Here is a 24,392-nt window from a genome sequence, read left to right as displayed (position 1 = left end):
TTGTGGTGTGGTCTGGGCGTGTCATTTCTTGTCTGCTCGATTCTGACGGATCCGGTCGGCCCGAGCCTGCCGAAGCCCTGCGGCGCGGGCGCGGCGGATGGCGGGTCCGCGGCCTGAGTGCTCATCATCGGGGGTGACGTAGCCGATCGCGGCGTGCAGGCGCACGGTGTTGTATTCGGTGCGCACACGCGCGAGTGTCTGGTCGAGCACGGCGGGGTCGCTGATCGCTAAAAGCAGCGGCCATTCGCCTTTGACGTGGCTGAAGAAGCTCTCGATGTGCGCCTGGTCTGTGGGTGTGCCGGGCCGGCCGTGATGCTGGGTGATCAACATGATCGCCATGAACTGGCGGGTGTCGATCGCGGTCATCTCGGTCCCGTTATCAGACCACGCGACCAGCACCGGCAGCTCGTCAGGCTCGTCGATAACAGCAGGCGGCGGCTGATCAACGCTGGCAAGCGGTCGTCCGTCGGGGCCGAGCAGCCCCTGGTCCTCGAGCGCCTGGGCGAACAGCAGCTGCACCTGGGTTGAGGTTTGCTCTGAGGTGAGCAGGTATCCGATCCAGTAGCGGGTCACGACATCAACGATCGCGTAAGCAACCCGCTTGGCACGCGCAAAGTGGGTTGCATCCCAAATCCAGATCCGGTTCTTCTCCCAGCTAATCACGGGAAACACGGGTGTTTGCGGGCGTGCGCGAACCGGCTCCCCAGGGAGCGTGACCTGGTGTTTGAGCGCCACACGCAACACCGTGGACGGGCTCACGAACACCGTCCCGGTATAGCTGCCGCGGTGTGCGAGCTTGCGATGCGAACGGTCCACCGGCCCCCACGTCTCGATCAGGCAGAGGATCGCCTGCTCCTCCCACTCAAGCAGGCTGTGCACCGCCCCGCCACCCGGAGCCTGGTCCTCCAAGCTCCCGGTCTCTCTGAGGCGCGCCCGCCAGCGGTGCACGCGCACATCCTCTACCTGCAGCACCCGGCACGCCCGCGCGTGCGACCACCCCCGCCCGACAGCATCATCGATCAGGCCCAGAAGCTCGAGCTTGACCCCCGCACTCACCCGCGCGGGGACCGGGCCAGTAAGCCCGAGCGCTGCTTTCCCCTGTGCAACGAAAGCTCGATCGCCTGCTCCTTGATCGTCTCGGTCAGCTGCGCGTTCTCGGACCGCAACGCCTCCAGCTCCAGCTGCTCGGGCGATGAGACCCGCCCCGGCTTCGCGGAGGCGAACGCCACCAACGCCGCATCCTTCGCCAACGCCCTGAGCCGGATGATCACCGACACATCCACCCCATACTTCCGGGCCGCGTCCGCCTGCGAGATCTCCTTCGAGGCGACCTCCAAAAACAGCTCCCACTTCTCCTCCGGCGACAGCTGCCGGCGAGCTTTGCGCTTGCCGTTCTCCATCATCTGGACCTCCTGGATCAAGGCCCCCAAAGCTACCCAGCTTAAGGTTGAAAAACGACCCTACCTCTATCGCGAAGCCAGACGCAAACCACGGGTGTGGCAGCGGCTGGTTGCCGAGCATGGTGCGGTGGTGTCTGAGCGGCAGGTCAGCCGCTATGTGCGCGAGAAGCGCCGTGAGCTGGGGCAGGTTGGCGAGGTGTTCGTGCCGCTGGTCGCTGATGCGGGTGTTGAGGGTGAGGTCGATTGGGGGCAGGCGACGGTCATTCTGCGGGGTGTGGAGACGGTGGTGCATCTGTTCGAGATGCGGGCGTGCTTTTCCGGTGCGGGGTTCGTGATGGCGTTTTTGGATGAGACGCAGCAGGCGTTCTTGGAGGGGCACGTCCGTGCGCTGGAATGGCATGGCGGGGTGTTTGACGTGATCCGCTATGACAATTTGAAGAGCGCGGTCACCCGGGTGTTGAAGGGCCGGCGCAGGGTCGAGTCTGACCGGTTCGTCGCGTTGCGTTCGCATTACCGGTTTGAGAGCTCCTTCTGCCTGCCCGGGATCAAGGGCGCGCATGAGAAGGGTGGTGTGGAGCAGGAGATCGGGCGCTTTCGCCGCCGGCATCTGGTGCCGGTCCCGAGCGTGGACTCGATCGAGCAGCTCAACGAGCTGCTCGATCAGTGTTGCTTGAAGGATCTGGATCGCACGATCACCGGGCAGTCAGAGACTGTCGGTCAGCGACGTGATCGGGAGCGGCTGTTGTTGGGCACGCTGCCGGCAGAGCCGTTCCCAACCTGGGAGGAAGCCACGCCCAGGGTTGATGCGAAGGCGTTAGCGACGGTTCGCACCAACCGTTACTCGGTCCCGGCGCGGCTGGCGGGGCTGAAGGTCCGTGCGCGGATCGGGGCCAGTGAAATCAGCTTCTGGCATGACGGCAAGCAGGTCGCGGTCCATGAGCGGCTGCACGGCACCCATCAGATCAGCGCGCAGCTAGACCATTATCTTGACCTGTTGGCACGCAAGCCGGGTGCGTTGGCGCGATCTTTGGCGTTGCGTCAGCAGCGCGACCGTGGTGACTGGCCAGAGTGTTTTGACCGGTTGTGGACCGGGATTCAGGAGCGCTGCGGCGCTCAGGAAGCGGCACGGCAGATGGTTGAGGTGCTGATCCTGCTGCGCGAGCATGATCCTGAAAAGGTCAAGCGTGCTGTTGCTGGCGCGCTGGCTGCTGGCGCGTTTGACGGCCGGGCGGTGAGGCTGCTGCTTGACCGTGGCACCCGCCCGCAACCAGCGGCAGTGCAGATCGACGAGCGCCTGTCCGGGATCGGGTCCCCACCACCCACCGACCTTTCCGGCTATGACCAGCTGCGCGGCGTCGGGGAGCAAGGACGATGAGCGCCCCGTACTGTCAGATCGAGGCGTTCATCAACACCGACGAGTTCGACCGCATCCCCGACGAGTTCGAAGAGTGGCGATACCGGCAGCTGGTCAGCGTGGTGATGTTCGACGACACGCTGGAGGACTCCCCGGCCTCAAGCGCGCTCACCCCGCAGCAGGCGCGCGATCTCGCGTTCAGTCTGCTGGTCTGCGCCGAGCATGCCGAGCAGCGCACCAACAGCTGGGAGGCCGGACGATGAGCACCCCCAGAACCAGTGCGCAGACCGCGGCACTGGAAGCGTTGATCGCCGCGCACGCCACCGAGCTGAAACTCCCGACCGTCAAAGCACGGTTTCGGCAGATGGCCCAGGAGGCTGTCCGTGAGCAGCAAACCCCCGTCGCGTACTTGGCGGCGCTGCTGGAAGCCGAGATGCACCAGCGCGGCGAGCGTCGCGAGCGCCGCCGGATCCTCGAAGCGAAGTTCCCGATGCTCAAACGCCTCGAAGAGTTCCGCTTCCAGGACAACCAGAAAATCCCGCAAGCCACGATCGCCGCGCTCGCGGACGGCGCCTGGATAGCTGATCGCGACTCGATCGTACTGGTCGGCGACTCGGGCACCGGCAAAACACACCTCGCGATCGCGCTGGCGATCTGTGCCTGCCAACAAGGCCGACGTGTCCGGTTCACCACCCTCGCGGGCCTGGCGAACGAGCTCCAAGAAGCCGAGTCCCGCAAAGAACTCGGCCGTGTCGTCGGCCGCTACTCAAGGACCGAGGTGGTGGTCCTCGATGAACTGGGCTACCTGGCGTTGCCCGACGGTGCCGCGGAGCTCGTCTTCCAGGTCATCTCAGAACGCAACGAACGCGGCTCGTTGATCGTGACCACCAACCTGCCGTTCGGCGAATGGACCAAAGTGTTCCCCGACCCACGGATGGCAAAAGCCGTCGTTGACCGCATCACCCACCGAGCGCACATCATCGACACCGGCAGCGAATCCTGGCGGTTCCGTCACGGCCTGCAACACCGCACGAAAGGAGCCTGACCCCACCCCGACAAGCGCGCCCGCGACCATCGCCACTCCACCGCCGCCCTGCGGGCGACGGCTCCGTGACGATGGTCGCGGCAGCATCCGACCACCCAATCAGGCAACATCCACAACAACAACCAACGACGCGAGGTGGAGCCACTTCAAGCGGGCGGATTCGAGTGATCGTCGCAACACCACCACGGTTCGGGGGTTGCGATGTCAGGAGAGAGACGGTCACCGGGAACGGCGCCGCAGGCTGAGAAGCGGGCACGATGGGCTTCGTTGATCGCGCAGGGTGTGAGCAACAGCGAGGCGTGCCGGCAGGTTGGTGTTGATCGTAAGACCGGTGTGAGGTGGCGTTATGGGCGGACGGTCCGGTCTGCTGTCGGGCGCTCTCGCCACTATCCGCCGGTGATGATCATTGAGCGAAAGCCGCGTAGCGACCGGTATTTGAGCGAGGAGGAGCGGGTGAGGATCGCGGATCTGCGTGGCGAGGGGCTGGGTGTGCGTGAGATCGCCCGCCGGATCGGGCGCTGCGCCTCGACGGTCAGCCGGGAGCTGTCGCGTAACGGTGCCGATGATGGTTCGTATCGCCCGCACGGCGCGCAGCGTCTCGCCGGCGGGCGGCTTGCTCGTGTGCGGCAGCGTCGGGTCGCTACCGACACGGTGCTGCACGAAGCCGTAACGGGGCTGCTTGGCAGGCGTTTCAGCCCAGAGCAGGTCTCCCACGAGCTGCACACGAGGTTTCCGGGTGAGCGCGCTCGGCAGTTGTGCACAGAGTCGGTGTATCAGGCGATCTATGACCCGTTGGTGGATATCACGCGCCCGTGCCGCAGGCGGCGGCGTAAGCGGCGCTTGCGCCCTGATCAGCGTCGTCAAAGGCCTGAGAGCATGCGGATGATCGACCAGCGCCCGCAGGAGGCGCTGGACCGCAGCATTGCCGGGCATTGGGAGGGCGATCTGATCAAGGGTGCGTACAACCGCAGTGCGATCGGGACGCTGGTTGAGCGCAAAACCCGGTTTGTGGTGTTGCTGCACCTGGACGGCGAGCAAGGCGCCCAGGCGCTGAACGCAGCGCTTGAGCACAAGCTCGCCGTGCTGCCGCCGGCGCTGCGCCGGTCGCTGACCTGGGATCAAGGAACCGAGATGGCAGGCCACGAGCAGGTCACTGCCAGCACCGGCACAAGCGTGTTCTTCTGCGAGGCTCACAGCCCGTGGCAGCGGGCGTCTAACGAGAACATGAACGGTGTTCTGCGGGACTACTTCCCGAAAGGCAGCGACCTCTCCCAGCACGGCCCGGATGAGCTTGAGCGTGTCGCTGCGGAGATAAACGGCCGGCCACGCAGAACGCTGGGGTGGCGCACCCCAGCGCAGCTGTTGGACATGGAGCTTGAGCAGCTCGCCGCATAGACATCGAGCGCAGCGCCTCACCCGCCCATAGCGTGTTGACGGCGTGTTCGCCAGCCGCGATCACCGCCAGCGCGGCCGCGGCGTGACATGCGCAGCATCGTGCGTGCTGGCAAACAACGTCCCCAGATCGTCGCCGTGGGCCACGCTGCCGGTATGCCATGCCCCCGGGTGCCGGCCACGCCCGCAGCGGGGTCAGAGCCCGCGACGGCCACGGCCAGCAACATCCCGCCACACGCCTGACCGGGCATCAGCGCACCAGCGCGCGCTTACACGCTGGCGCCCGCTATGCCCACGCACGACCAACGGCCGTGCACAGCAGCAAGCGCCCGTCCGGCGGGGTCTGCAGGACACCCCGTGCCCCCGCCCGGCAGCCGCGCCCGTAGCGGGGTGAGAGCCATCGCCCCTCCGGGGCTCCCGCTCCCACCCCGCTACGGCACCCCGGTCTGTAGCGCTCCGCCACCCCAACCGGTAGGGTTGATCTGTCAACTGTTGGTTGCGGTGGGGACGGCCGTTGCTGACCGCCCCCCGCGCAGATCCCAGCGTGCGGGACTACCGCACTGGGCTCCTGTCTTGGGTTCTGGCGGCGAATCGCTGTTCAGGCCAAGGATGCAAGATACGCGGGGCTGGTAGCCATCGGTCAGCCAAGACGTTCATTCGCGTCCAGTCGATCCGGTTGCGCTGACTACGTCGCCGCAGCGAGTGTCGCCAGTACCGGATGATCTGTTCGCGGAAGACGTGGAGCGCCTCGCTGTTGTTGGGCACCGCGTAGTAGTTGTAGTGCCCTTGAAGGACCGTGGCAAGCCACTGGCCCTGCGCCGGAATGGGCTGGTGCATACGCCACGCCATCTCCCGCTTGAGAGCGTGCAGCTTGACGCGCATCCGTTTCGAGTCGGTGGTCCGCAAGAGCTTGAACTGTCCCGTCTTCCTCGCCTTCCCGCACATGTGCGTGAAACCGAGAAACTGGAACGTCTCAGGCTTGCCGAGCCCTCGGGCTGCACGATCACGGGCGGCAAACCGCCCGAACTCGATCAGCCTGGTCTTCTCGGCGTTAAGCTCCAGCCCGAACTTCGCGAGTCTCTCGCGAAGCTCAACCCAGAACCGTTCCGCGTCCTGCCGGTGCTCAAAACCCACCACGAAGTCATCGGCGAAGCGCACGATCACAACATGACCGTGCGCGTGCCGACGTCTCCATTGGTCAGCCCACAGGTCAAGGACGTAGTGCGCGTAAACGTTCGCCAACAACGGAGAGGCCGAGGCCCCCTGGGGAACGCCGTCCGGCAATGCTGTCCACGACCCGGCCTCGATGACCCCCGCGGCCAGCCATTTCTGGATCAGCCGCAAGACCCTTTCATCCGCGATCCGGTGCTCTAAGAACTTGACCAGCCACTGATGGTCGAGCCTGGAAAAGTAGTCGCTGAAATCAGCGTCGAGCACCCAGTTCACCCTCCGACGGTTGATCCCGTATGCCAGTGCGTCCAGCGCGTCATGCGGTGAGCGCCCCGGACGGAAGCCGTAAGAGAAACCGAGAAAGTCCTGCTCATAGACAGCGTTCAGCACCTCGACCACCGCCCGCTGAAGGATCTTGTCCTCAAGCGCAGCGACGCCGAGCGGCCTAAGCCGCCCATCCGGCTTCGGAATGAACACCCGCCGAGACGGTCTCGCTCGATAGGCGCCCCTGTGAACACGAGCGTGGAGATCCGTGAGGCTGCCCTCCAGATCCTGCCCGTAGTCGTCCCACGTGACGCCATCCACCCCCGGTGCGGCCTTTGGCCGAAGCGCAAAGTACGCCGCCCGCAGGCGATCGACGTCAACATGGTGCAGTAGCGCGGTGAACCGCACGTCCTTGTCCTGCCTTGCGATCCGTCGCACACGGTCAAGCGCACTTGGCGCGTCATGCCCGGCACAGTGTCCGGGACGCGTTTTGCCTGCCGCGTTCCCCTTGACCGGCCCGCTTCCCTCCACCGCCTCCGCCGCCCCGTCTCGGGCGTTGTTCGACAGCTTCACAGGTACTATCAGGCCGTCCGACTGCTCACGGTCGTGCGTCACGGGATTACCGCCACCGGCGTTCCCCGCGCGACCCGCCCCGCCATCACGACAGGCGGATAACCGCAAGCCCTCCCGGTTCTCAGCATGGAGAGATCACGCACATGCACAGGTTCTCCGACCCCGCCGGGCCTCACGACGACTCGCGATAACGCCGCCGCAAGTATTGCCTTCCACCGACGTCGACCGTGTCGGCACCCAGACTGTTCAGCATTTCGGGGCTCAATAGCCGGCCTGCACGCACCCCGACACCAACGCTTCGCTGCGCCCTCACGGAACGCCAACGCATGGGCAGGGCCACCGCGGTTCGCTAAATCTTCGATGTAGGACTCTCTCATTCCCTTCTCTCATGCCGGTTGTCCGGCGCTTTCCGACGTTGGCTGGAACTCGCCGCGTCTACCCCGGGGCCACTGCAAGTGGCCACACCGAGTCGCGGCCGAAGAGCTGCGTGGGCTGGCTCGCGAGTGGCCAGGAGGCCTCGCATGAGTACCCTGGGCGAGGCGTGTGAGCGCTACCTGCAGGTTCGGCGCGCGCTCGGGTTCAAGCTGCACGACCACGCCAACATGCTGGCCGACCTGATCGCCTACATGGACCGTGCCGGCGTGAGCGTGCTGAGCACCGAGCTGGCGCTCGCCTGGGCGACCCAGCCGACGGGCGTGCAGCTCTACCGCCACCGGGCCAGGCTGTCGATCGTGCGCGGGTTCGCGCGGTATCTGCACACGCTCGATCCTGCCCACGAGATCCCGGCCAGTGATCTGTTGGCGTATCGGCCGCGCTGTTCGGTGCCGCAGCGCTACTCGAGCGAGCAGATCGCGGTGCTGGTCAAAGCGGCAGGCTCGTTGGATGGGCCGCTGCGGGCGGCGGGCTACAGCACGCTGTTCGGGCTTCTGGCCGTGACCGGCATGCGGGTCGGTGAGGCGCTGCGCCTCGACCGTGACGACGTTGAGCTCGACCGTGGCGTGCTGGCCGTGCGTAACAGCAAGTTCGGGAAATCGCGTGCGCTGCCGCTCACGGCCTCAACCGTTCAGGCGCTCGAGCGCTACCGGGCCACGCGCGAGAGGCTGTGCCCCGCGCCCAGCGACCCCGACGCGTTCTTTCTCGCGACAGGCGGCGCCCGCATGATCTACTCAAGCGCACGACGCGTGTTCGTGCGGCTGGCCAGCCAGGCCGGGCTCCAGCCGCGCCTTGGCAGCAAGCACGCCCACATGCACGATCTCCGGCACTCCTGGGCGATCGCGACGCTCGAGGACTTCTACCGCCGCCATGCCGACGTTGGCGCCCAGATGCCTCTGTTGTCCGGGTATCTCGGGCATGCCGGACCGGAGTCCAGCTGGTGGTATCTGCACGCCACCCCCGAGCTTTTGTGGCTCGCGGAGGAGCGGCTGGAGCACGCATTGGGAGAACTCGGATGAGCGCCCTGGCCCCGATCCTTCAGAGCTTCTTCTCCGAGAGGCTGCTCGCCCAGCGTCACGCGAGCGCGCACACCGTTCTCAGCTACCGCGACACGCTGCGGCTGCTGCTCACATTCGCGCATCAACACACCGGCAAAGAGCCCTCGAGCCTGCAGCTCGAAGATCTCGACGTGTCGCTGATCACCTCCTTCCTCAACCACCTCGAACAGCAGCGCGGCAACACGCCACGGACCCGCAACACGCGTCTGGCGGCGATCCGGTCGCTCTACCGCTTCGCCGCATTGCGTCATCCCGAGCACGCCGAGCTGATCGCCAGGGTCCTCGCGATCCCGCCGAAACGAACGACCCGCCCGGTCATCAGCTACCTGAACCGGGCGGAGATCGACGCGCTGCTGCGCGCCCCGGACCGCGACGGCTGGCTCGGGCGCCGAGACCACGCGCTGCTGTTGGTGATGATCACCACCGGGCTGCGCGTCTCAGAGCTCACCGGCCTGACATGCGCGGATCTGCAGCTCGGGCAAGGCGCCTGCCTGCACTGCCAAGGCAAGGGACGCAAGGATCGCATCTCACCACTGACCAAGCAAACCGCCAGCGTGCTGCGCGTGTGGCTCAAAGAACGCTCAGGCCAGCCCGAGGATCCGCTGTTCCCAACCCGGCGAGGCGGGCGGCTCAGCCGCGACGCGGTCGAAGACCTGCTCGCCAAGCACGTGACCACCGCGGCAAGCGGATGCCCGACACTCGCCCACAAGAACATAACACCCCACGTACTACGTCACACGACAGCCATGCAGTTGCTCGACGCCGAGAACGACATCACAGTCATCGCCCTCTGGCTCGGGCACGAGTCGATCCAGTCCACCCAGGCCTATCTGCACGCCAGCCTCAAACTCAAGGAACAAGCGCTCGCCAGAACCGCACCGCCACACACCACCCCCGGACGGTACAAACCCAGCGACCAGCTCCTCACCTACCTCGAGTCCCTCGACGATTATGCCGGGGAGGACACAACATGAGCCCACGAGCCTCCGGGCTGGATCGGGGGCCGCCGGGCGTCTACCCGGCATAAAAAGCCGCCCCGCATAACACTGAGATGTGCGCATCGGTCGCACGGGCAGGCGCGGTCCGGGTCAGGATCGCCAGTGGCCGTCCATCCCAAGCTGAACGCAGTGTTGGTGACAGCGTGGAGATCTCACGGCTTACGTTCTTTAGGACACTGACGAACTCCGGTTCGATCACTAGGAGCCGTCGGTCACTGACGCCAGGGTCCTGGCCGACAGGGTCACGGACCGCGTGGATCAACCCCTCCCCGGAGCTCAGGCCGGTCAGGATCCGGCTGCTGATCTGAGTGTCGGCGTTGGTGATCAACGCTCGAACGTGATCCCATGAGCTGCCTTTGCGAGCGCGAGCTGAGTCACCGATCAGGACAAGGAACTCGTTCGCATGATGTCTTGTCGCTTCAACCTGGAACCATGCGCCACGGCCAGCGGCGGCGCCGAAGGCGACGAGCAGCTGGGCGAGGATCGCTACCGGGTCTGCTTCTGTGTGCGGGGCGATCCTGTTGACGATCTCGCCGATCAGCCCGTGATAGGCCGCTATGTCCGGTGGTACGGGCCAGCCCTCAGGGATCGGCAGCAGCGGCCGGCTGCTGCTCTGGCGTTCATCGTCTGGCTGCTCAAGCAGTGACAGCACGCCATCTGGTCTGGTCATTCTGCTGAGACCTCAGCGACCGCGACCCTGGCGGTCGCCTCGTCCACGACGGCTTTGTTTGACGCGAACGCAGCGACCAGCGACGCGACTGCAAGGTTGTTGATCAACCTCGGTAGTCCACGGCTGGTGGCGTGGATCAGGTCAATAGCGTCATCGGAGAACAGGTTGTCTGAGCGGCCCGCGAGCGCGAGATGATGTTTCACATAGCTGGTCGTCTCAGCCTGGTCCAGACCGTTGATTGCGTAGCGGACCGCGATCCGCTGATCCAACGCGGTGAACGTTGCCTGCCGCAGGCGGCGACGCAACGTGGGTTGGCCGAGCAGCAGAAGACAGAACGGGGCGGCCTGGTCCATCCCCATGTTCGACAGGCACCGAACGCCTTCGAGGCTCTCCGCGTCGAGAAGGTGGGCCTCGTCGATGATGACCAGCACCCGTTTGCCACGCTCCTCGGTCTCCGCCGCCAGCAGTTCTTGGGCTTGGGGGATCAGTGCGGCGTGATGGAACCGGGGAACGCCACCAAGGCCGGTGATGATCGTGGTGTAAACACCGCGCAACCCAACCCCGGGGGTGCCGAGATAGAGGACCGTGTGCCTGGAGGCGTCCAGGCTGGCGACCGCCGCACGGGCAGCGACGGTCTTGCCTGCACCGCACTCGCCGCTGATCACGCCGATCGCCTGCTCAGCAATGCACCACGACATCCGAGCGACCGCTTCGGCATGCGCTGAATGCGAGTGCAGCATCCCCGGCGCGAGGTCTTTGGAAAACGGCATACGGGTGAACCCATAGTGGGCGCGCAACCTGTCGATACTCACTGCCCCTCCTCGTCTTGCTGGTTGATGTCACGATCCTCGCCGTCGCCGGGCTGGGTGAGGCTGGCGTAATCGATCCGCCGGCCCGCGAGCTCGCTGTCGCGCTTCTCGGCGAGCAGCTTGAGGTAGTCGATCCCGGTCGGCAGCGGTGGCGCAGGCAGCTGTGTTTCAGCTTGGGGGTGGGTGCGGCGACCGATCACAAGCGCCACCGCGGTCCCGAACGGCCGGTGCTGGTAACGAACCTCGATCCGGGTCAGATCGAACGGGTCGAAGATCAGCTCAACCTTGCAGCCGACCAGCGCGGCGTCGACCTCGTATTGGTTTGAGTAAAGCGACACCGTCGCGGTCTTAGTCACCGTTCGTTCCTGGCTCCAGAGAAACGCTTCACGCAACAGCGCCGGGGTCGGCAGCGCGGGCGCGCCAGCCGCGTCGAAACGCTCAAGCGGCGTCTGCCCGGTCTCAGAATGAACACGGCGGTGATAGACAACCTCCAACCACGCTGAGAACAACCGGTTGAGCTCCACAAGCTCGACACCATCATCAATCTCGACCAGAAACTGGTCACGGACCGTTCTGAAAAAGCGCTCGATCTTGCCTTTCGTGGCTGCTGCCCGGGGACTGGCGTGAATCAGCTTCACGCCCAGTACCGCGCACGCGCGCAGCAGCTGCTGGGACACGAACGCCGAGCCGCGGTCAACAAGGATCTGGTCCGGAACGCCACGCGCCATCAGCCCCGGCCGTAGCCCGGCTTCCAATCCGAACACGTCCTCACCGGTCCCCCAACGCCACCCGACCAGCAACCGGGAGTGATCATCGATGAACGCGAGCAACACCGCCCGCCGGGCTGTGGGACCAGCCAGCTTCGGGCCATGTAACCCATCCCCGGTCCACAGCTCGTTACGCACGGAAGCTTCGAAGCGGCCATAAACCTTGCCCGCAGACCGTCCGTCACCACGAACGTTCAACCCCTCCCTCGCCAAGTGGGTCTGCAACGTCCGTAACCCCAACACCACCTCACCGTCACCGCTGTTGGCGAGCATGATCTCCCTGACCTGAGCAGCGGTCCGTCCCGGCCGTTCACGCTTGAGCGCGAACGCGAGCTGCAGCATCTCAGCCGGCGTGCGCACCGCCACGACCCGATGCCGGGGAAGGAGAGCTTCGAACCCGCCGTGACGGTACGCGCAGATCCACCGCCGCAGCGTCGTGGCACTGACCCTGACCAGCCGGCCGTCCGGACCAAGATGATCTCGCTCAGCCAGCGCCCGCACCAACCGCCCGCGCTCAGCCTTCGACAACCCCAGATCGGCCGGGTCACGAATCAGCGCATAACGGAACAGGCCGATCTCCCGACGAGCATTCTCATCCACGTCTTGTTCTCCCCGCGCTCTGACTCATCACAAGCGCGGAAACGATCTCAGCTCAACTCGTCCACGGGAAGGCGGGAACTCGCGTTGCCAACAGCACCCCGCCAGACAACCGCGACGCGACCGCCCACGGATCCGCCGGCCCGAACCTGAGCACCCACGCCCGTCCAGCTACCGCGATCACTTCCAACGCATTGTTGAGCGCCGTTGATTTTCGGGACGGTGATGCTTTTGTTCGGCGGCATCGGGGGGTGGGGTACGAAAGAAGAAGTAAGTCCGGGGTGGGGTCCCGGGCTGACGGCTGATCGGCTCGCAATGAAGGGCGGTCAGGGTCGTGGGCTTGCGGTTGCTTGTCGCGCGTTTGTGACCGCTTCGCTTTCGCTTTTGATCGCTCGCCATGAGGTGCTCAGGTTTCTGAGTGACCGGTCTGGTGGCGCGGCCGGGTGCTCGGCGAGCGATTCGACCCACTCGCGCGTGGCGGTAGGCAGCCGGCCGGTTATGTCCCGCTGCTGCTGGCGGCCCAGAGCTGGGCGGGTCGTCCGCCGGTCGGGATCTGGGTGCTGTGGACGCGGTGGGCGGCGTGCAGGGCTTGGAGGGCGTGGTCGATCTGCCCGGCGGGCTGGTTGTGGTTGAGGGTCTGGCTGATTTGGCTGCGGGTCAGTCCGCCGGGATGGTTTGTGAGGATGGTGTGGATCTGTTCGGCGAGTGGCTGACCGGTCGCACCGGTGAGCGCCCATGCTGCGGACCGGGTGGCGTAGTCCTGGAGCGCGAGTGCGGCGCTCAGGTGCGGGCTGCCGATCTGGGTTTTGCCGTCAGCGAGGGCGTAGAGAAGCGCGAGGCGGATGACGTGCGCTTCGGCGCGGGCGGTGATCTGGCCGATAATCCCGGCCTGTGGCTGGGCGAGTGTGCGGTAGGCGTGATGCCACATCTCCCGGGCGTCGGGATCAAGCTTGATCTGGCCGGCTGTGCGTGCTTGGCGTAGCGCCGTGGCGAGCAGGCGATCAAGGCCGGTGCCGGCGAGGGGGTCAGGTTCGCCGCCTTCTGGGAGCAGGCGCTGGCGGCGGCAGCAGACGATCAGGATCCGGTTCAGATACCCGTTGGAGAGCTCTGCCTGGGTTATGTGGCGGCGCAACTCGTGTTGGGTGATGTGACCGATTAGCGTGATGTGCGCGGTGCTGGCGCGCGCCGGCGCGGTGCGGGTCAGGATCGCCAGTGGCCGTCCATCCCACGCTGAGCGCAGAGTTGGTGAGAGTGTCGAGATCTCACGGCTTGCGGCCTTCAATACTGACGCGAATTCTGGTTCGATCACCAGCAGCCGCTGATCAGGGTGACCGGGATCCTGGCCGGCTGGGTCACGGACCGCCCAGATCAACCCCTCGCCACTGGATAGGCCGGTGAGAATCCGTGAGTCGATCGACGTGTCGACACTGACCAGAAGCCGACGGACATGATCCCAAGATGACCCCTTTCTCGCCTTCGCGCTGTCACCGACCAGCAGCATGAACTCGTTGGTGTGATGGCGGGTCGCTTCGACTTGGAACCACGCGCCACGACCGATGGCGGTACCGAACCCGACCAGCAGCTGGGTGAGGATCGCGACCGGGTCAGCCTCGGTGTGCGGGGCGACGCGGCCCACGATCTCGCCGAGCAGCTCGTGGTAGACGGCGGGTGCTGGTGCTTGCGGCCAGCCTGGCGGTGCTGGCAGCAGCCCGCTGTTTGTAGGCTGATCCTCCGGTGGCGGGTCAAGCAGCGACAGGGTGGCGGTCATTCGGCTGAGACCTCTGTGACGGCGACCCGTGCCGAGCTCTCATCCACGATCGCCTTGTTTGCCGCGAACGCGGCAACCAGCGCCGCGACAGCGAGGTTGTTGATCAACCTCGGCAGACCACGGGACGTGGTGTGGATCAGGCTGATCGCATCATCGGAGAACAGGGTGTCCGAGCGGCCCGCGAGCGCCAAATGATGCTGCACATAGCTTCGGGTCTCTTTCAGGTCGAGGCCGTTGATCGTGTAACGCACCGCGATCCTCTGGTCCAGCGCGGTGAACGTGCCGTTGCGCAGCCGACGCCGAAGTGTGGGTTGGCCGAGCAAAAGCAAACAGAACGGGGCGGTCTGGTCCATCCCCATGTTTGACAAACACCGGATCCCCTCCAGGCTCTCCGCGTCAAGCAAATGGGCTTCATCAATGATGATCACGACATGCTTGCCACGCTCCGCGCTCTCGGCGGCGAGCATCTCTTGGGCTTGGGGGATCAGAGCGGCGTGATGGAACCTAGGGGTGGCGCCCAGGGTGTTGATGATCAGCCCGTAGATACCGCGCAACCCGACGCCGGGGGTTCCGAGATAAAGCACCGTGTGCCTTGAGGCATCAAGGCTCGCCACAGCGGCGCGGGCAGCAACAGTTTTGCCGGCGCCGCACTCCCCGCTGATCACACCGATCGCCTGCTCACTGATGCACCACGCCATCCGGGCGACCGCCTCAGCATGCGAGCCATGGGCATGCAACATTCCCGGTGCCAGATCCTTCCCGAACGGCATGCGTGTGAACCCGTAATGGGCGCGCAACCTGTCAATACTCACTGCTCATCCCTCCTGCTTTTGGTTGATGTCACGATCCTTCTCGCCGTCGCCGTCGCCGTCGCCGTTGTTTGTGAGGCTGGCGTAGTCGATCCGCTGACCACCCAGCTCAGCGTCGCGCTGCTCAGCCAGCAGCTTCAGGTAGTCGATCCCTGTGCCGGCCGGTGGTGGCGGCAGCTCCCGCTGGGCTTGTGGGTGGGTGCGGCGGCCGATCACCAAAGGTGTGGCGGTCCCCATCGGGCGATGCTGGTAGCGAACCTCGATCATCGTGAGATCGAACGGGTCGAACACCAACTCGACCTTGCAGCCGGCGAGCGCGGCGTTGACCTCGTATTGGTTGGCGTAAAGCGACACGGTCGCGGTCTTCGTGACCGTCCGTTCCTGACTCCACAGAAACGCTTCGCGCAACAGCGCCGGGGTCGGCAACTGGGGTGCGCCCGCCGCATCAAACCGGGCCAGCGGGGCTTGCTTGGTCTCTGAGTGCACCCGGCGGTGATAAACGACCTCCACCCACGCGGAGAACCGACGGTTCAGCTCCGCCAGCTCGATGCCATCATCGATCTCCACCAGGAACTGGTCGCGCACGGTCCGGAAGAAGCGTTCGATTTTCCCTTTCGTTGTCGCCGCCCTCGGGCTTGCGTGAATCAGCCTCACACCAAGCACCGCACACGCACGAAATAGCTGTGAGGACACGAACGCCGAGCCGCGGTCAACCAAAATCTGGCCGGGCACCCCACGGCTCATCAACCCGGCACGGAGCGCGGCCTCGAGGCGGAACACATCCTCACCGGTCCCCCACCGCCACCCGGTCAGCAGGCGAGAGTGATCGTCGATAAACGCGACGAGCACCGCCCGCGCGGCGGTGCCGGCGAGCCTGGGGCCATGTAACCCGTCCCCAGTCCACAGCTCATTCCGGGCAGCGGCTTCGAACCGGCCATAAACCTTCCCTGCAGTGTGACCATCACCCCTGACGTTCAACCCGGCACGAGCCAGATGCGTCTGCAATGTCCGCAACCCCGGCACGTCCTCACCGTCCTTGACGCTGGCGAGCATGATCTGCCTGACCTGCGCGGCGGTTCGCTCCGGCCGCTCACGTTTCAAAGCGAACGCCAGCTCCAATGTCTCGGCCGGTGTCCTGACCGGGACGACCCGCCGCCGGGGAAGCAAAGCCTCGAACCCGCCGCGGCGATAAGCACGAATCCACTCATCCAGAGTGCCGCGCGCGACCCTGACGAGCTGCCCATCAGGCCCGACATGCTCACGCCCAGCCAGTGACCGAACGAGCCGGCCACGCTCAGCTTTCGACAACCCCTCATCGGCGGCGTCACGAATCAGGGTGTAACGAAACAGGCCGATCTCCCGGCGACGATCCTCATTCACCTCGTTGCTCTCCCGCGCTCTCGTTCATCCGAAGCGCAGGAGCGTCTCAGCTCACGCCGCCCACGGGAAGGCGGGAGCTCGTGTTGCCAACAGCACCCCGCCAGACAACCTGGACACAACCGGCCACGGATCCACCGGACCGAACCTCAAAACCCACGCCCTGGCCGTGACTGCGATCGCTTCCAACGCGTCCGCGACCACGCTCCCAGCCGGCATGATCGGCCCGAGCTCCGGGTCCAGCACGATCGCGCACCGCGTGAAATGCTCCCGAATCACATCCGCCCGCGCAGCGAACCGGCTCAACCAGCCCCGGACCGTGTCCGCCGGCAACCCCAACCACCCAGCGATCCGGCGATACCCCTGCCCAGCAACGCTCGCCTCAACCGCCGCGCCGATCACAGCCACCTCGTCCCGACGACGCAACAACCCGATATCAGGCAACAGCACATGGGTCCCCAGACACCCCCGGCACCTGGCCCGCCTGGGCACCAGCCGCCGGTCAGCACCCCGACAGCGCAACACCCGCTCCCGGCCATGACCCCACGGCCCCAACACCGCCCGGCATAACGGACACAACAACCCGCCAGCCAACAACTCAGCCTCGACCACGGCAGGCTCTGCACATACGATCAACATCGGGGTGCCACCTCCGGCATCCAAGAGAGCCCTCCCGGCAACCGCCAAGCTGACGGGAGGGCTCTCGCGCGTTCACAAACGCGCCAAGCCTGCCACCATCGCAGCAAACATGCCGCCGATGAACGGCGCCACCCACACCGCGCGTGCCGGATTCAAACGGCGCTCAACACTCATCCGCGACCACGCTGTGAGCCGGCAGCACCGGCCCGAGCCCCGGATCCAACAGCACCCCACATCGCGTGAAATGCGCCCTCAGAAGCTCAGCGCGCGCAGCGAACCTGCCCAGCCAGCCACGAACAGTGTCGGCAGGCACCCCGAACCGCTCAGCGATCCGGCGATACCCCTGACCAGCGACATGAGCTTCGAGCGCCGCGCCGATCACCGCAACCCCGTCACGACGCCGCAAAAGACCGATATCGGGCAACAACATGTGCGTGCCCAAACACGACCGGCACCTCGCCCTGCGCGGCACCAGCCGACGATCCCCGGACAAGCACCGCAACACCCGGTCACGACCATGCCCCCACGGCCCCAACACCCCGCCACACAACGAGCACGACAACCCGCCAGACAACAACTGAGCCTCCACCACAGCAGACTCCGCACATACGATCAACATCGGGTGCCACCTCCGGCATCCAGAGAGCCCTCCCGGCCACGCCAAGCAGACGGGAGGGCTCTCGCGCGTTCAGGAACACGCAAAGCCTGCCATCAGCAGCAGCCCATCACCACCATCAACAGCGCGAACGTCCCCGCCCGCAACCAAACTCGGCGGCGCTCAACAGCACGAACACCCGCAGCCTCGCAGACAGCGAGAGCCGTTCGGGAGCCGACCTCGCTCAAGCATGTGCCCCGAACGGACAGCCGGTGCACTCGCACGAGGAGGCGTCGTCGAGCAGGCGGTGCCGGTGCCAAGCGCGCCGCCTAGCTACGCGCGAGCGCGACCGCGGAGCGCCCCAAATGATGCACTCCCGTGATGCACTTTTTGGCAAACGGCCCGAAAGCGAGCGGCAACACCTCTAAAAACACGCCGGTTTGCAGCTAGTCCTTGGATGGGCGGTGAGGGGCTCGAACCCCCGACATCCTACGTGTAAAGCATCCCGGGCTCGGGTCAGCCGATCGCCACGCTTCGAGCGGTCGTGGTGACGCGATCGCGCAAGCATCTCGGTGTGTCTGCCGAGCCGGCCGAACGCCTCGGTGACAGCACCACATGGAGTTGGGTACCCAAACGTGGTACCCAAACGTGCCTCAGCGAGAATATCTGTCCGTATCAGAAAGCTCGGGTTTCGCACTTTTGGGCCTGTAGCGGCATAGCGGCGTAGCAGGTGGTGGTGGACGGGGCCGTGGCGGGCTGGTGTGGCCTGTTGGCGCGGTGTCGGGGAAGGAGCATCGGCGGCTTGCGCGAAAGCGGTTGCTGTCAACATAACCCGTCCGTCGCGGCCAAGGGGAGGCACGCTGCGCGGCTTCTCTTGGAGGCTGCCGCCGATGCTCTGCGTCCCATCTTCGCTGAACGAGCTGCTTGTCCTGTTTGAGTCGTGTTTCACCCGTCCCACGTTTGAGACGTTCCGGGGGGTGTTGGTCGGTCAGGTCTCGCAGACCTCTCTGCGGTGCGTGACCGGGATGCTGACAGGCTCAAGGCTGTCGGGGGTGTGGCATCACGCGCGTTGCCACCGGTTCTTCGCCAATGCCCGCTGGTCCGTGGACGAGCTCGGGTTACGGCTCGCCTGCCTGATCGTTGAGCGGTTCACAGAACCGGGTGCGAGCGTGCTGGTCGCGGTCGACGACACGCTCCTGAAACGCAGGGGACGCCGGATCCACGGCACCTTCTGGCATCACGACGCGACCGCCAACAGCCGCTCAGGCTCGGTCGCGTGGGGGAACAACTGGATCGTGGCCGGGATCTGTGTCAAGCTGCCGTTCCTGCAGCGCACCGTATGTTTGCCGGTCCTGTTCCGGCTCTGGCAGCCGCGGCGCGAACAGTTCGTCAAGCAGCACAAGCCCGATCCTGAGCGGCCCGGGAAGGTCAAGCTGGCCAGGGCGATGGTCTGCCTGCTCGCCAAACGGCTGCCGGATCGCCAGATCAACGTGGTCGGTGACAGCGCCTACATCAGCCAGGCGTGGCGTGCTGCACCCAAGCGGGTGACGATCACATCGAGGCTGCGTAGCAACGCGGTGATCTACGCCCCTGCGCCGCCGCGCACCGGCAAACGCGGCCGGCCACGCAAATGGGGCAAACAGCTTGAAAGCCTTCAACAGATCGCAGCCGACCCCGCCACCGAATGGGTAAAGACGACCGTCAGGCGCTACAGCAAAACCGAGACGCTCGAGCTGGCTGAGATCAACTGCCTGTGGGAGCCGCTCGGCGCCGAAACCCCGGTCCGTGTGATCCTCGTCAAAGACGACACCAAGCCGTGCGGCTACCAGATCGCGCTGATCACCACCGACCTTCACGCCACCGCCGCGCAGATCGTCGAACGCTACGCAGACCGCTGGCCGATCGAAGTCGCCTTCCAGGACGGCAAAGAACTGTTCGGCGTCGGTGATGCCCGCAACCGGACCGAGAAAGCCGTGCAACGGACCGTCCCATTCCAGTTCTTGGCGATGGACCTCACGATCATCTGGTACGCGCTCTACGGACATCACCCCGACATCGTCACAGAGCATCGCGCCCGCGCCCCCTGGTATGTCTCCAAGACCACCCCATCATTCCAGGACATGCTCGCCAAGCTACGACGAGTGATCATCGCCACCCAATTTCAACCCGAACAGGCCCGAACCCCCACAACCCAGGAAATCAACCAAGTCCAGCAAGCATGGGCAGCCGCCGGCCTATGAACTGCGAAACCCGAGAGAAAGCTAAAAGCCCCGCTTTTGCGTGACTGTTCAGGTGGTGGCTGGTAGCCAGGGCTGATGGTCAGCGAGTTGGGTTAGCGCGTCGAGGAGGCTTTGGTTCTGTTTGCGGGCGGTGCTGATGTAGGCGCGGACTTGGAGGAATCGGTCTGCGCCGGAGGTTGTTCGCCAGGAGCCGGAGATCTTTTGTTGGATCTTGATCATCCGGATGTCTCGCTCTGCGAGGTTGTTATCGAACGGGACCTGGAAGTTGTGCGCGAAGCGCAGCACGTCGTCGCGGTGCTCGTCGAGTCGGCGCAACAGGTTGGCTGCCGGTGTCCGGCCGATCGGGCCGCGCCGAGCGGTCCGTTCGGTTGGTGGCGGGTTCTGGCGGTGCCCGAGCGCGATGATCCGTCCCCAAGCCCGGCGATAGCCGGCCAGCGAAGCCGCTGGCAGATCGGATAGCCCGGCCGTCTTGGCGGCCTGGACCTTGTCGTGGAGGCGGCGTAGGAACCGGTCGGCCTCAACGGCCCAGGACTGTCCTTGCGTGTCGCTCTCGATCACGGCCAACAGCTCGCGTAGATGGTGCGCGTTGCACAGCGCGTGCGTGACGCGGTCATAGGAGCGGTATTGAGGCCAGCCGTCGTGGACCGCGATCCCCTGGTAGTTGGGCATCACGCCACAGTGATCGATCCCTTCGGTCCCGCGCCGGTCATGGATCGCATAGAACGTGAGGTGCTCGTTGGAGGCGCAGTGCAGCCACCTTGTTCGGCCGGCGACACGCGCGCCGGTCTCATCGAAATGAACCAGCGGCGAGCCGATCAGCTGGCTGTGCACGGTGTCAAGAAACGCGTCAAGATCAGCAGCGGCCGCCTCAACAAAGCTGCAGAGCGTGCCTGTCGAAAGCGGCGCGTCAAGCCAATCGGAGAGCAGCGTGGCTGCCCGCTTATAGGGCAGATGCTGACCGCAGACCAAATACAGCCCAAGCGCCCTGACCCTCGGCCCATACTGCGCCGGAGCCGTCACAGCAGCCGGGAACACGGCTGCCGTCAGATGCCCGCACCCAGAACAGCGTCGCCGTTCAGAACGATGCTCGGTAACCCAGAGCCTGATCTCGGGAAGATCAAAGACCTGACGACGATCAACGCTCTGGACCGGCGCATCATCCAGCCCCGCCCCGCAGCCAGCACAACAAGCAGGCGCGTGCACAACAATCTGGTCAGGCTCAGCCACCATCGCCAAGGTCTCGCCACCATGGCCGCGCTGGCCACCAGGCTTGCGGCCAGAGGACCGACGCAAGCTCTTAGGCGCAGGCGGCTTAGCGAGCCCGTCCGATGACGGCGGCCTGGACGAGTTCCTGGAGTTCTGCGCCAACCGCCGCTTCAACTCCGCGACCTCGGCCCTCAACTCAACGATCTCGCTCTCCAGCCCGCGAATCGTCTGAGCCTGCTCAACCACCAAAACCGCAAGATCGTCATAGGACAGCCGAACCGAGGGCACATAACACCGTTCGCCCTCAAACCGACAACCCCTTCACGACCTGAACAGTCACGCTTTTGCGGGGCTTTTGTGAGTGGGCCGTGCAGGAATCGAACCTGCAACCTTGGGATTAAGAGTCCCCTGCTCTGCCAATTGAGCTAACGGCCCGCGGGCACGTCATGTTAGCGACGTGTGGCGGCCTCAGCAGTAGGTCGCGAGATCGCTCTGGGCGGTAGTCGGCGAGGTCCGCGCGCTCTTGAGCGTGGACTTCTGGGTGAGGCGCTGGGCCTTAGCGGTGAGCGCGAGCGCCGCGGTCGCGGCCAGATCGCCCTTGGTGGTCTCCTTGGCGGCGTAGGAGGAGAGCGCGAGGCAGTAATCGGGGTTCAGGCGCTCGGAGGCAGGCGCGGCCTGGGCCGCGTAGTTCCAGGCAACGCTCTCGTCAGCCCACTGGCCAAGCGCCTGGTAAGCGCGCGCCGCGATGATCGAGTTGTTCAGCGTCGGCTTGCCGGCGCTGGCACGCAGATAGCCCTGCCAGGCGCTGACGGTCCCGCGCAGCTGGGTCTTACCACCAGCGGTGTAGACGCCGGTGGTGCTGTTGTAATCGTTGCTCGAGCCGGCGGCGCTGTAGCGCACCGTCATCAGATTTGCCCAGTTGGCCGCCGTCGGATGCGCGCGCACGGCCGCAAGCGCCTTCGTGACCTGCGCATCGTTGGTCGAGTTGCCGTTGCCAGAGCCGCCGTTGCCACCGGCGTTCAGCAGCCCGCCGCTGTTGCCGGTGCCGATACCAAGCCCAACCAGGCCGACGACCATGATCAGCGCCAGCGAGGCGTAGATGACCTTGACGGCGCCCTTGCGCCGGCGGCTGCGGAGATCAAAGAGCATGGAAGAAGGTGAGGGTGCTGGCCTTGGGGTGACTCACAGCGCTCCGGTTGGGTCTCCCGGCCCGCCTGGGTTGGCAGCCTTCTCGGCTGCGCGCGTAGCGGCCAGCGCTTCGGCACGGTTGTGCCGGAATTGGCGGAATTCGACCCATTTCAGCAGCGCGATGCTCAGTACGTAGAGGAAAACCAAGGGCAGCGTCTCCATCGTCATGGTGACGGGATCCACGCCCGGGAGGATCGCGACTATCACCGCGATCAGAACCGAAGCGTAGCGCCAGTTGAGCGTGAGCGTCCGCGAACTTATCGCACCGACGCGCTGCAGCCCGAGCGCAAACAGCGGCACCTGGAAGGCCAGGCCGAGCCCCATCATCAGCAGGATCTCAAACTTGTAGTAGGAGCCAGCGCCGATCAGCACCTGAAACTCCTGGCTGTTGTAGCCCTGCAGGAAGTGGACCGCCGGCGGCAGCACCGCGAAGTAGGTGAAGGCCGCGCCGGCGACGAACAGGAACGGGGCGGCGATCACGGTCGGCGTGGCCACGCGCCGTTCGTTGCGCTTCAGCGCCGGCAGCACAAACGCGTAAGCCTGGTAGAGGATCACCGGCAGGGTGAACAGCAAGGCAAAGTAGGCCGACACCAACATGGTGGTCGTGAAACCCTCGCCGACCCCGACCACGATCGGCTTCTCCTGGCTGCCCGCGTGCTTGGGGTAGGCGACGCTCACGGCATGCAGATCCCGACTCACAGCCCGGGCCTCCGCAACGGCCCCGGCCGACATTCCCTTGACGTGCGCCAGGTCGCCTGCGAACTTCGCCATGTCGACCGAAACCTGCTGGAGCCTACGGCCCAGCGTGGCGTTCAGCCGCGGCTGGCTGCCAAGCCCGTTCTTGGCGGCAGCCGGAAGCGCGTTGTTGAGCAGGTTGAGCAGCGCGTGGTTCTGCCAGAAGCAGACCACGAACGCGACAAACAGCGCAGCCAAGCAGAAGATCAGGCGCGAGCGAAACTCATCGAGATGGTCGATGATGCTGAGTTCGTCACCGTGGCCTATGGGCCGCAGGCGCATGGTCGAAAGCGGTTATGCTGCAGATTGTCAGACGGCGATGTGACTCAGGCGCCGGGCAGGTCCGTGGGCGTGCCGCCAGGACCGGTTTCGCCCGTCGTCGGCACCGTTGCGGCTGGCGGCGTTACCGCGGCACCGCTCCCTGCGCCCGGTGCCAGCTCCGAGCCAGCGTGCGACTCCGAGATCTGGGATATACCGCCCTTGAACTCCCTGATGCTCTCGCCGATCGAACGGCTCAGCGCGGGCAGGCGCTTCGGGCCGACGAACAGCAGCACGATCACCAGGATGATCAGAGTGTCCTTCCAGGGACTTGCAAGCATGACTTTTTTTCCTCGCAGTTGCCGGTGTATGTAGGTTAGCGCTCCCGTCCAGCCCCAACGCCTGAGCGCACCGGCAGATGCGCGGCGGCGCCGATCATTATCTGGGGTGGACGGCAGGCTCGCCTTCACCACGCCATACGCTGCGCGCGCCCGGACGGATCATCGCTGGTCTGCTGGCGCCGGCCAGTCCTCACAACGGCCAGTCTCTGCCGCTGTGGTTAAAGACGGCCTGGACGAGCGCCGATATGGGTCCTGCCGCAGGAGCGACCGACATGAACCAGGACCAATCAGATCAGCCCGCACATCCCTCAACGCAGCCGCAGAGTGTGCGCCAGGTGGTGCTGCCAAGCGGACGCATGATCGAGGTGGTCCACTTCCACGACACGGCGACCGACAGCCGCGTGCTGTCCGACTGCCCGGCCTGCGGCTCTGACCTGGTCCAGCCACTGGCCTGGTCCCAGGCGGCGGACGGGCGCTGGAACCTGCTGCTCGAGTGCCCAAACTGCAGGAGATCGGAAGCGGGCACGTTTGCCAGGACGCAGGTGGAGCATCTGGAGGACCACCTGGATGAGGGCCTCACGGCGATGATCACCGACCTGCAGCGGATGGCCCAGGCAAACCTGATCGCCGACATCGAACGCTTCACGCGTGCGCTACAGGCAGATCAGATCCTGCCCGAGGACTTCTGAGCGCCCACGACAGCAGAC

General features: G+C 65.4%; 23 protein-coding genes and 1 tRNA gene. 8 read left to right on the top strand and 16 right to left on the bottom strand.

The genetic code is table 11. From position 1 onward, the window contains the following. Positions 1-21: 21 nt before the first annotated feature. On the bottom strand, positions 22-1,056 hold the full coding sequence (locus M3M54_RS12750) for an integrase core domain-containing protein (protein ID WP_249019327.1): 1,035 nt from the start codon (positions 1,054-1,056) through the stop codon (positions 22-24). Next, positions 1,053-1,430: a hypothetical protein gene (locus tag M3M54_RS12745; protein WP_249019328.1), complete on the bottom strand. Its 378-nt coding sequence runs from the start codon at positions 1,428-1,430 to the stop codon at positions 1,053-1,055. The genes M3M54_RS12750 and M3M54_RS12745 overlap by 4 nt, the downstream gene beginning before the upstream one ends. On the opposite strand from M3M54_RS12745, the gene istA reads away from it, so the two are divergent. The 4 genes from istA to M3M54_RS12725 all read left to right on the top strand — a co-directional run bounded on the left by istA (position 1,381) and on the right by M3M54_RS12725 (position 5,194). Further along, the gene (gene istA, locus M3M54_RS12740; RefSeq protein WP_256465780.1) at positions 1,381-2,775 is read left to right on the top strand and encodes an IS21 family transposase; all 1,395 of its coding nucleotides are present in this window, start codon (positions 1,381-1,383) and stop codon (positions 2,773-2,775) included. The two genes, M3M54_RS12745 and istA, sit on opposite strands and share 50 nt — an antisense overlap. Next, complete coding sequence (locus M3M54_RS12735) at positions 2,772-3,017, top strand: hypothetical protein (RefSeq protein ID WP_249019424.1); 246 nt, start codon at positions 2,772-2,774, stop codon at positions 3,015-3,017. The genes istA and M3M54_RS12735 overlap by 4 nt, the downstream gene beginning before the upstream one ends. Then, positions 3,014-3,799, top strand: coding sequence for an IS21-like element helper ATPase IstB (istB, locus tag M3M54_RS12730; RefSeq protein ID WP_249019423.1), 786 nt, complete (start codon positions 3,014-3,016; stop codon positions 3,797-3,799). Before M3M54_RS12735 ends, istB begins: the two co-directional genes overlap by 4 nt. 399 nt (positions 3,800-4,198) lie before the next feature. Continuing rightward, entirely contained in the window at positions 4,199-5,194 is a 996-nt protein-coding gene (locus M3M54_RS12725) for an IS30 family transposase (protein ID WP_249019422.1), read from the top strand. Positions 5,195-5,743: 549 nt separating this feature from the next. On the opposite strand, the gene ltrA is transcribed toward M3M54_RS12725, so the two are convergent. Continuing rightward, positions 5,744-7,240, bottom strand: coding sequence for a group II intron reverse transcriptase/maturase (gene ltrA, locus M3M54_RS12720; RefSeq protein WP_371878587.1), 1,497 nt, complete (start codon positions 7,238-7,240; stop codon positions 5,744-5,746). A 479-nt stretch (positions 7,241-7,719) separates the two neighbouring features. Between ltrA and M3M54_RS12715 the strand changes: the two genes are divergently transcribed. Continuing rightward, complete coding sequence (locus tag M3M54_RS12715) at positions 7,720-8,649, top strand: tyrosine-type recombinase/integrase (protein ID WP_249019421.1); 930 nt, start codon at positions 7,720-7,722, stop codon at positions 8,647-8,649. Continuing rightward, the gene (locus tag M3M54_RS12710; protein WP_249019420.1) at positions 8,646-9,662 is read left to right on the top strand and encodes a tyrosine-type recombinase/integrase; all 1,017 of its coding nucleotides are present in this window, start codon (positions 8,646-8,648) and stop codon (positions 9,660-9,662) included. Before M3M54_RS12715 ends, M3M54_RS12710 begins: the two co-directional genes overlap by 4 nt. A 40-nt stretch (positions 9,663-9,702) precedes the next feature. Here M3M54_RS12710 and M3M54_RS12705 read toward each other — a convergent pair whose 3' ends face one another. The 8 genes from M3M54_RS12705 to M3M54_RS12670 all read right to left on the bottom strand — a co-directional run bounded on the left by M3M54_RS12705 (position 9,703) and on the right by M3M54_RS12670 (position 17,552). Beyond that, positions 9,703-10,356, bottom strand: a complete 654-nt coding sequence (locus tag M3M54_RS12705) for a hypothetical protein (protein ID WP_249019419.1) — start codon at positions 10,354-10,356, stop codon at positions 9,703-9,705. After that, a complete protein-coding gene (locus M3M54_RS12700) occupies positions 10,353-11,126 on the bottom strand; it encodes an ExeA family protein (protein WP_371878671.1) in 774 nt (257 codons plus the stop codon). The genes M3M54_RS12705 and M3M54_RS12700 overlap by 4 nt, the downstream gene beginning before the upstream one ends. Positions 11,127-11,164: 38 nt before the next feature. Beyond that, a complete protein-coding gene (locus tag M3M54_RS12695) occupies positions 11,165-12,532 on the bottom strand; it encodes a DDE-type integrase/transposase/recombinase (RefSeq protein ID WP_249019417.1) in 1,368 nt (455 codons plus the stop codon). A 493-nt stretch (positions 12,533-13,025) separates the two neighbouring features. Further along, the gene (locus M3M54_RS12690; RefSeq protein ID WP_249019416.1) at positions 13,026-14,297 is read right to left on the bottom strand and encodes a YfjI family protein; all 1,272 of its coding nucleotides are present in this window, start codon (positions 14,295-14,297) and stop codon (positions 13,026-13,028) included. Beyond that, entirely contained in the window at positions 14,294-15,109 is an 816-nt protein-coding gene (locus tag M3M54_RS12685) for an ExeA family protein (protein ID WP_249019415.1), read from the bottom strand. Before M3M54_RS12685 ends, M3M54_RS12690 begins: the two co-directional genes overlap by 4 nt. Before the next feature lie 3 nt (positions 15,110-15,112). After that, positions 15,113-16,486: a DDE-type integrase/transposase/recombinase gene (locus M3M54_RS12680; protein WP_249019414.1), complete on the bottom strand. Its 1,374-nt coding sequence runs from the start codon at positions 16,484-16,486 to the stop codon at positions 15,113-15,115. Between the two features lie 51 nt (positions 16,487-16,537). Further along, a complete protein-coding gene (locus M3M54_RS12675) occupies positions 16,538-16,933 on the bottom strand; it encodes a helix-turn-helix domain-containing protein (protein ID WP_371878586.1) in 396 nt (131 codons plus the stop codon). Positions 16,934-17,285: 352 nt separating this feature from the next. Beyond that, positions 17,286-17,552, bottom strand: a complete 267-nt coding sequence (locus tag M3M54_RS12670; RefSeq protein ID WP_249019412.1) for a helix-turn-helix domain-containing protein — start codon at positions 17,550-17,552, stop codon at positions 17,286-17,288. A 1,055-nt stretch (positions 17,553-18,607) separates the two neighbouring features. On the opposite strand from M3M54_RS12670, the gene M3M54_RS12665 reads away from it, so the two are divergent. Continuing rightward, positions 18,608-19,957 carry a transposase gene (locus M3M54_RS12665; protein WP_249019411.1) on the top strand — a complete coding sequence of 450 codons (1,350 nt, stop codon included), beginning with the start codon at positions 18,608-18,610 and terminating at the stop codon, positions 19,955-19,957. Positions 19,958-20,005: 48 nt separating this feature from the next. Here M3M54_RS12665 and M3M54_RS12660 read toward each other — a convergent pair whose 3' ends face one another. The 5 genes from M3M54_RS12660 to M3M54_RS12640 all read right to left on the bottom strand — a co-directional run bounded on the left by M3M54_RS12660 (position 20,006) and on the right by M3M54_RS12640 (position 23,685). Continuing rightward, positions 20,006-21,409, bottom strand: a complete 1,404-nt coding sequence (locus M3M54_RS12660; protein WP_256465850.1) for an IS66 family transposase — start codon at positions 21,407-21,409, stop codon at positions 20,006-20,008. 116 nt (positions 21,410-21,525) lie between these two features. Then, positions 21,526-21,598: transfer RNA gene (locus M3M54_RS12655), tRNA-Lys, on the bottom strand. 33 nt (positions 21,599-21,631) lie between these two features. Further along, complete coding sequence (locus M3M54_RS12650) at positions 21,632-22,312, bottom strand: hypothetical protein (RefSeq protein WP_249019409.1); 681 nt, start codon at positions 22,310-22,312, stop codon at positions 21,632-21,634. Positions 22,313-22,345: 33 nt separating this feature from the next. Beyond that, complete coding sequence (gene tatC / locus M3M54_RS12645) at positions 22,346-23,368, bottom strand: twin-arginine translocase subunit TatC (protein ID WP_249019408.1); 1,023 nt, start codon at positions 23,366-23,368, stop codon at positions 22,346-22,348. 44 nt (positions 23,369-23,412) lie between these two features. Then, positions 23,413-23,685, bottom strand: coding sequence for a twin-arginine translocase TatA/TatE family subunit (locus M3M54_RS12640; protein ID WP_249019407.1), 273 nt, complete (start codon positions 23,683-23,685; stop codon positions 23,413-23,415). A gap of 272 nt (positions 23,686-23,957) precedes the next feature. Here M3M54_RS12640 and M3M54_RS12635 point away from each other — a divergent pair, with 272 nt between their 5' ends. After that, positions 23,958-24,374 (top strand): hypothetical protein, encoded by a 417-nt coding sequence (locus tag M3M54_RS12635; protein ID WP_249019406.1) that lies wholly within the window; start codon positions 23,958-23,960, stop codon positions 24,372-24,374. Positions 24,375-24,392: the final 18 nt, after the last annotated feature.

The sequence above is a fragment of the Conexibacter sp. S30A1 genome (assembly GCF_023330665.1).
GTDB lineage: Bacteria > Actinomycetota > Thermoleophilia > Solirubrobacterales > Solirubrobacteraceae > Palsa-465.
Note: the sequence above shows the minus strand (reverse complement) of the source record. Positions and strands in the feature narration are given on the sequence as shown.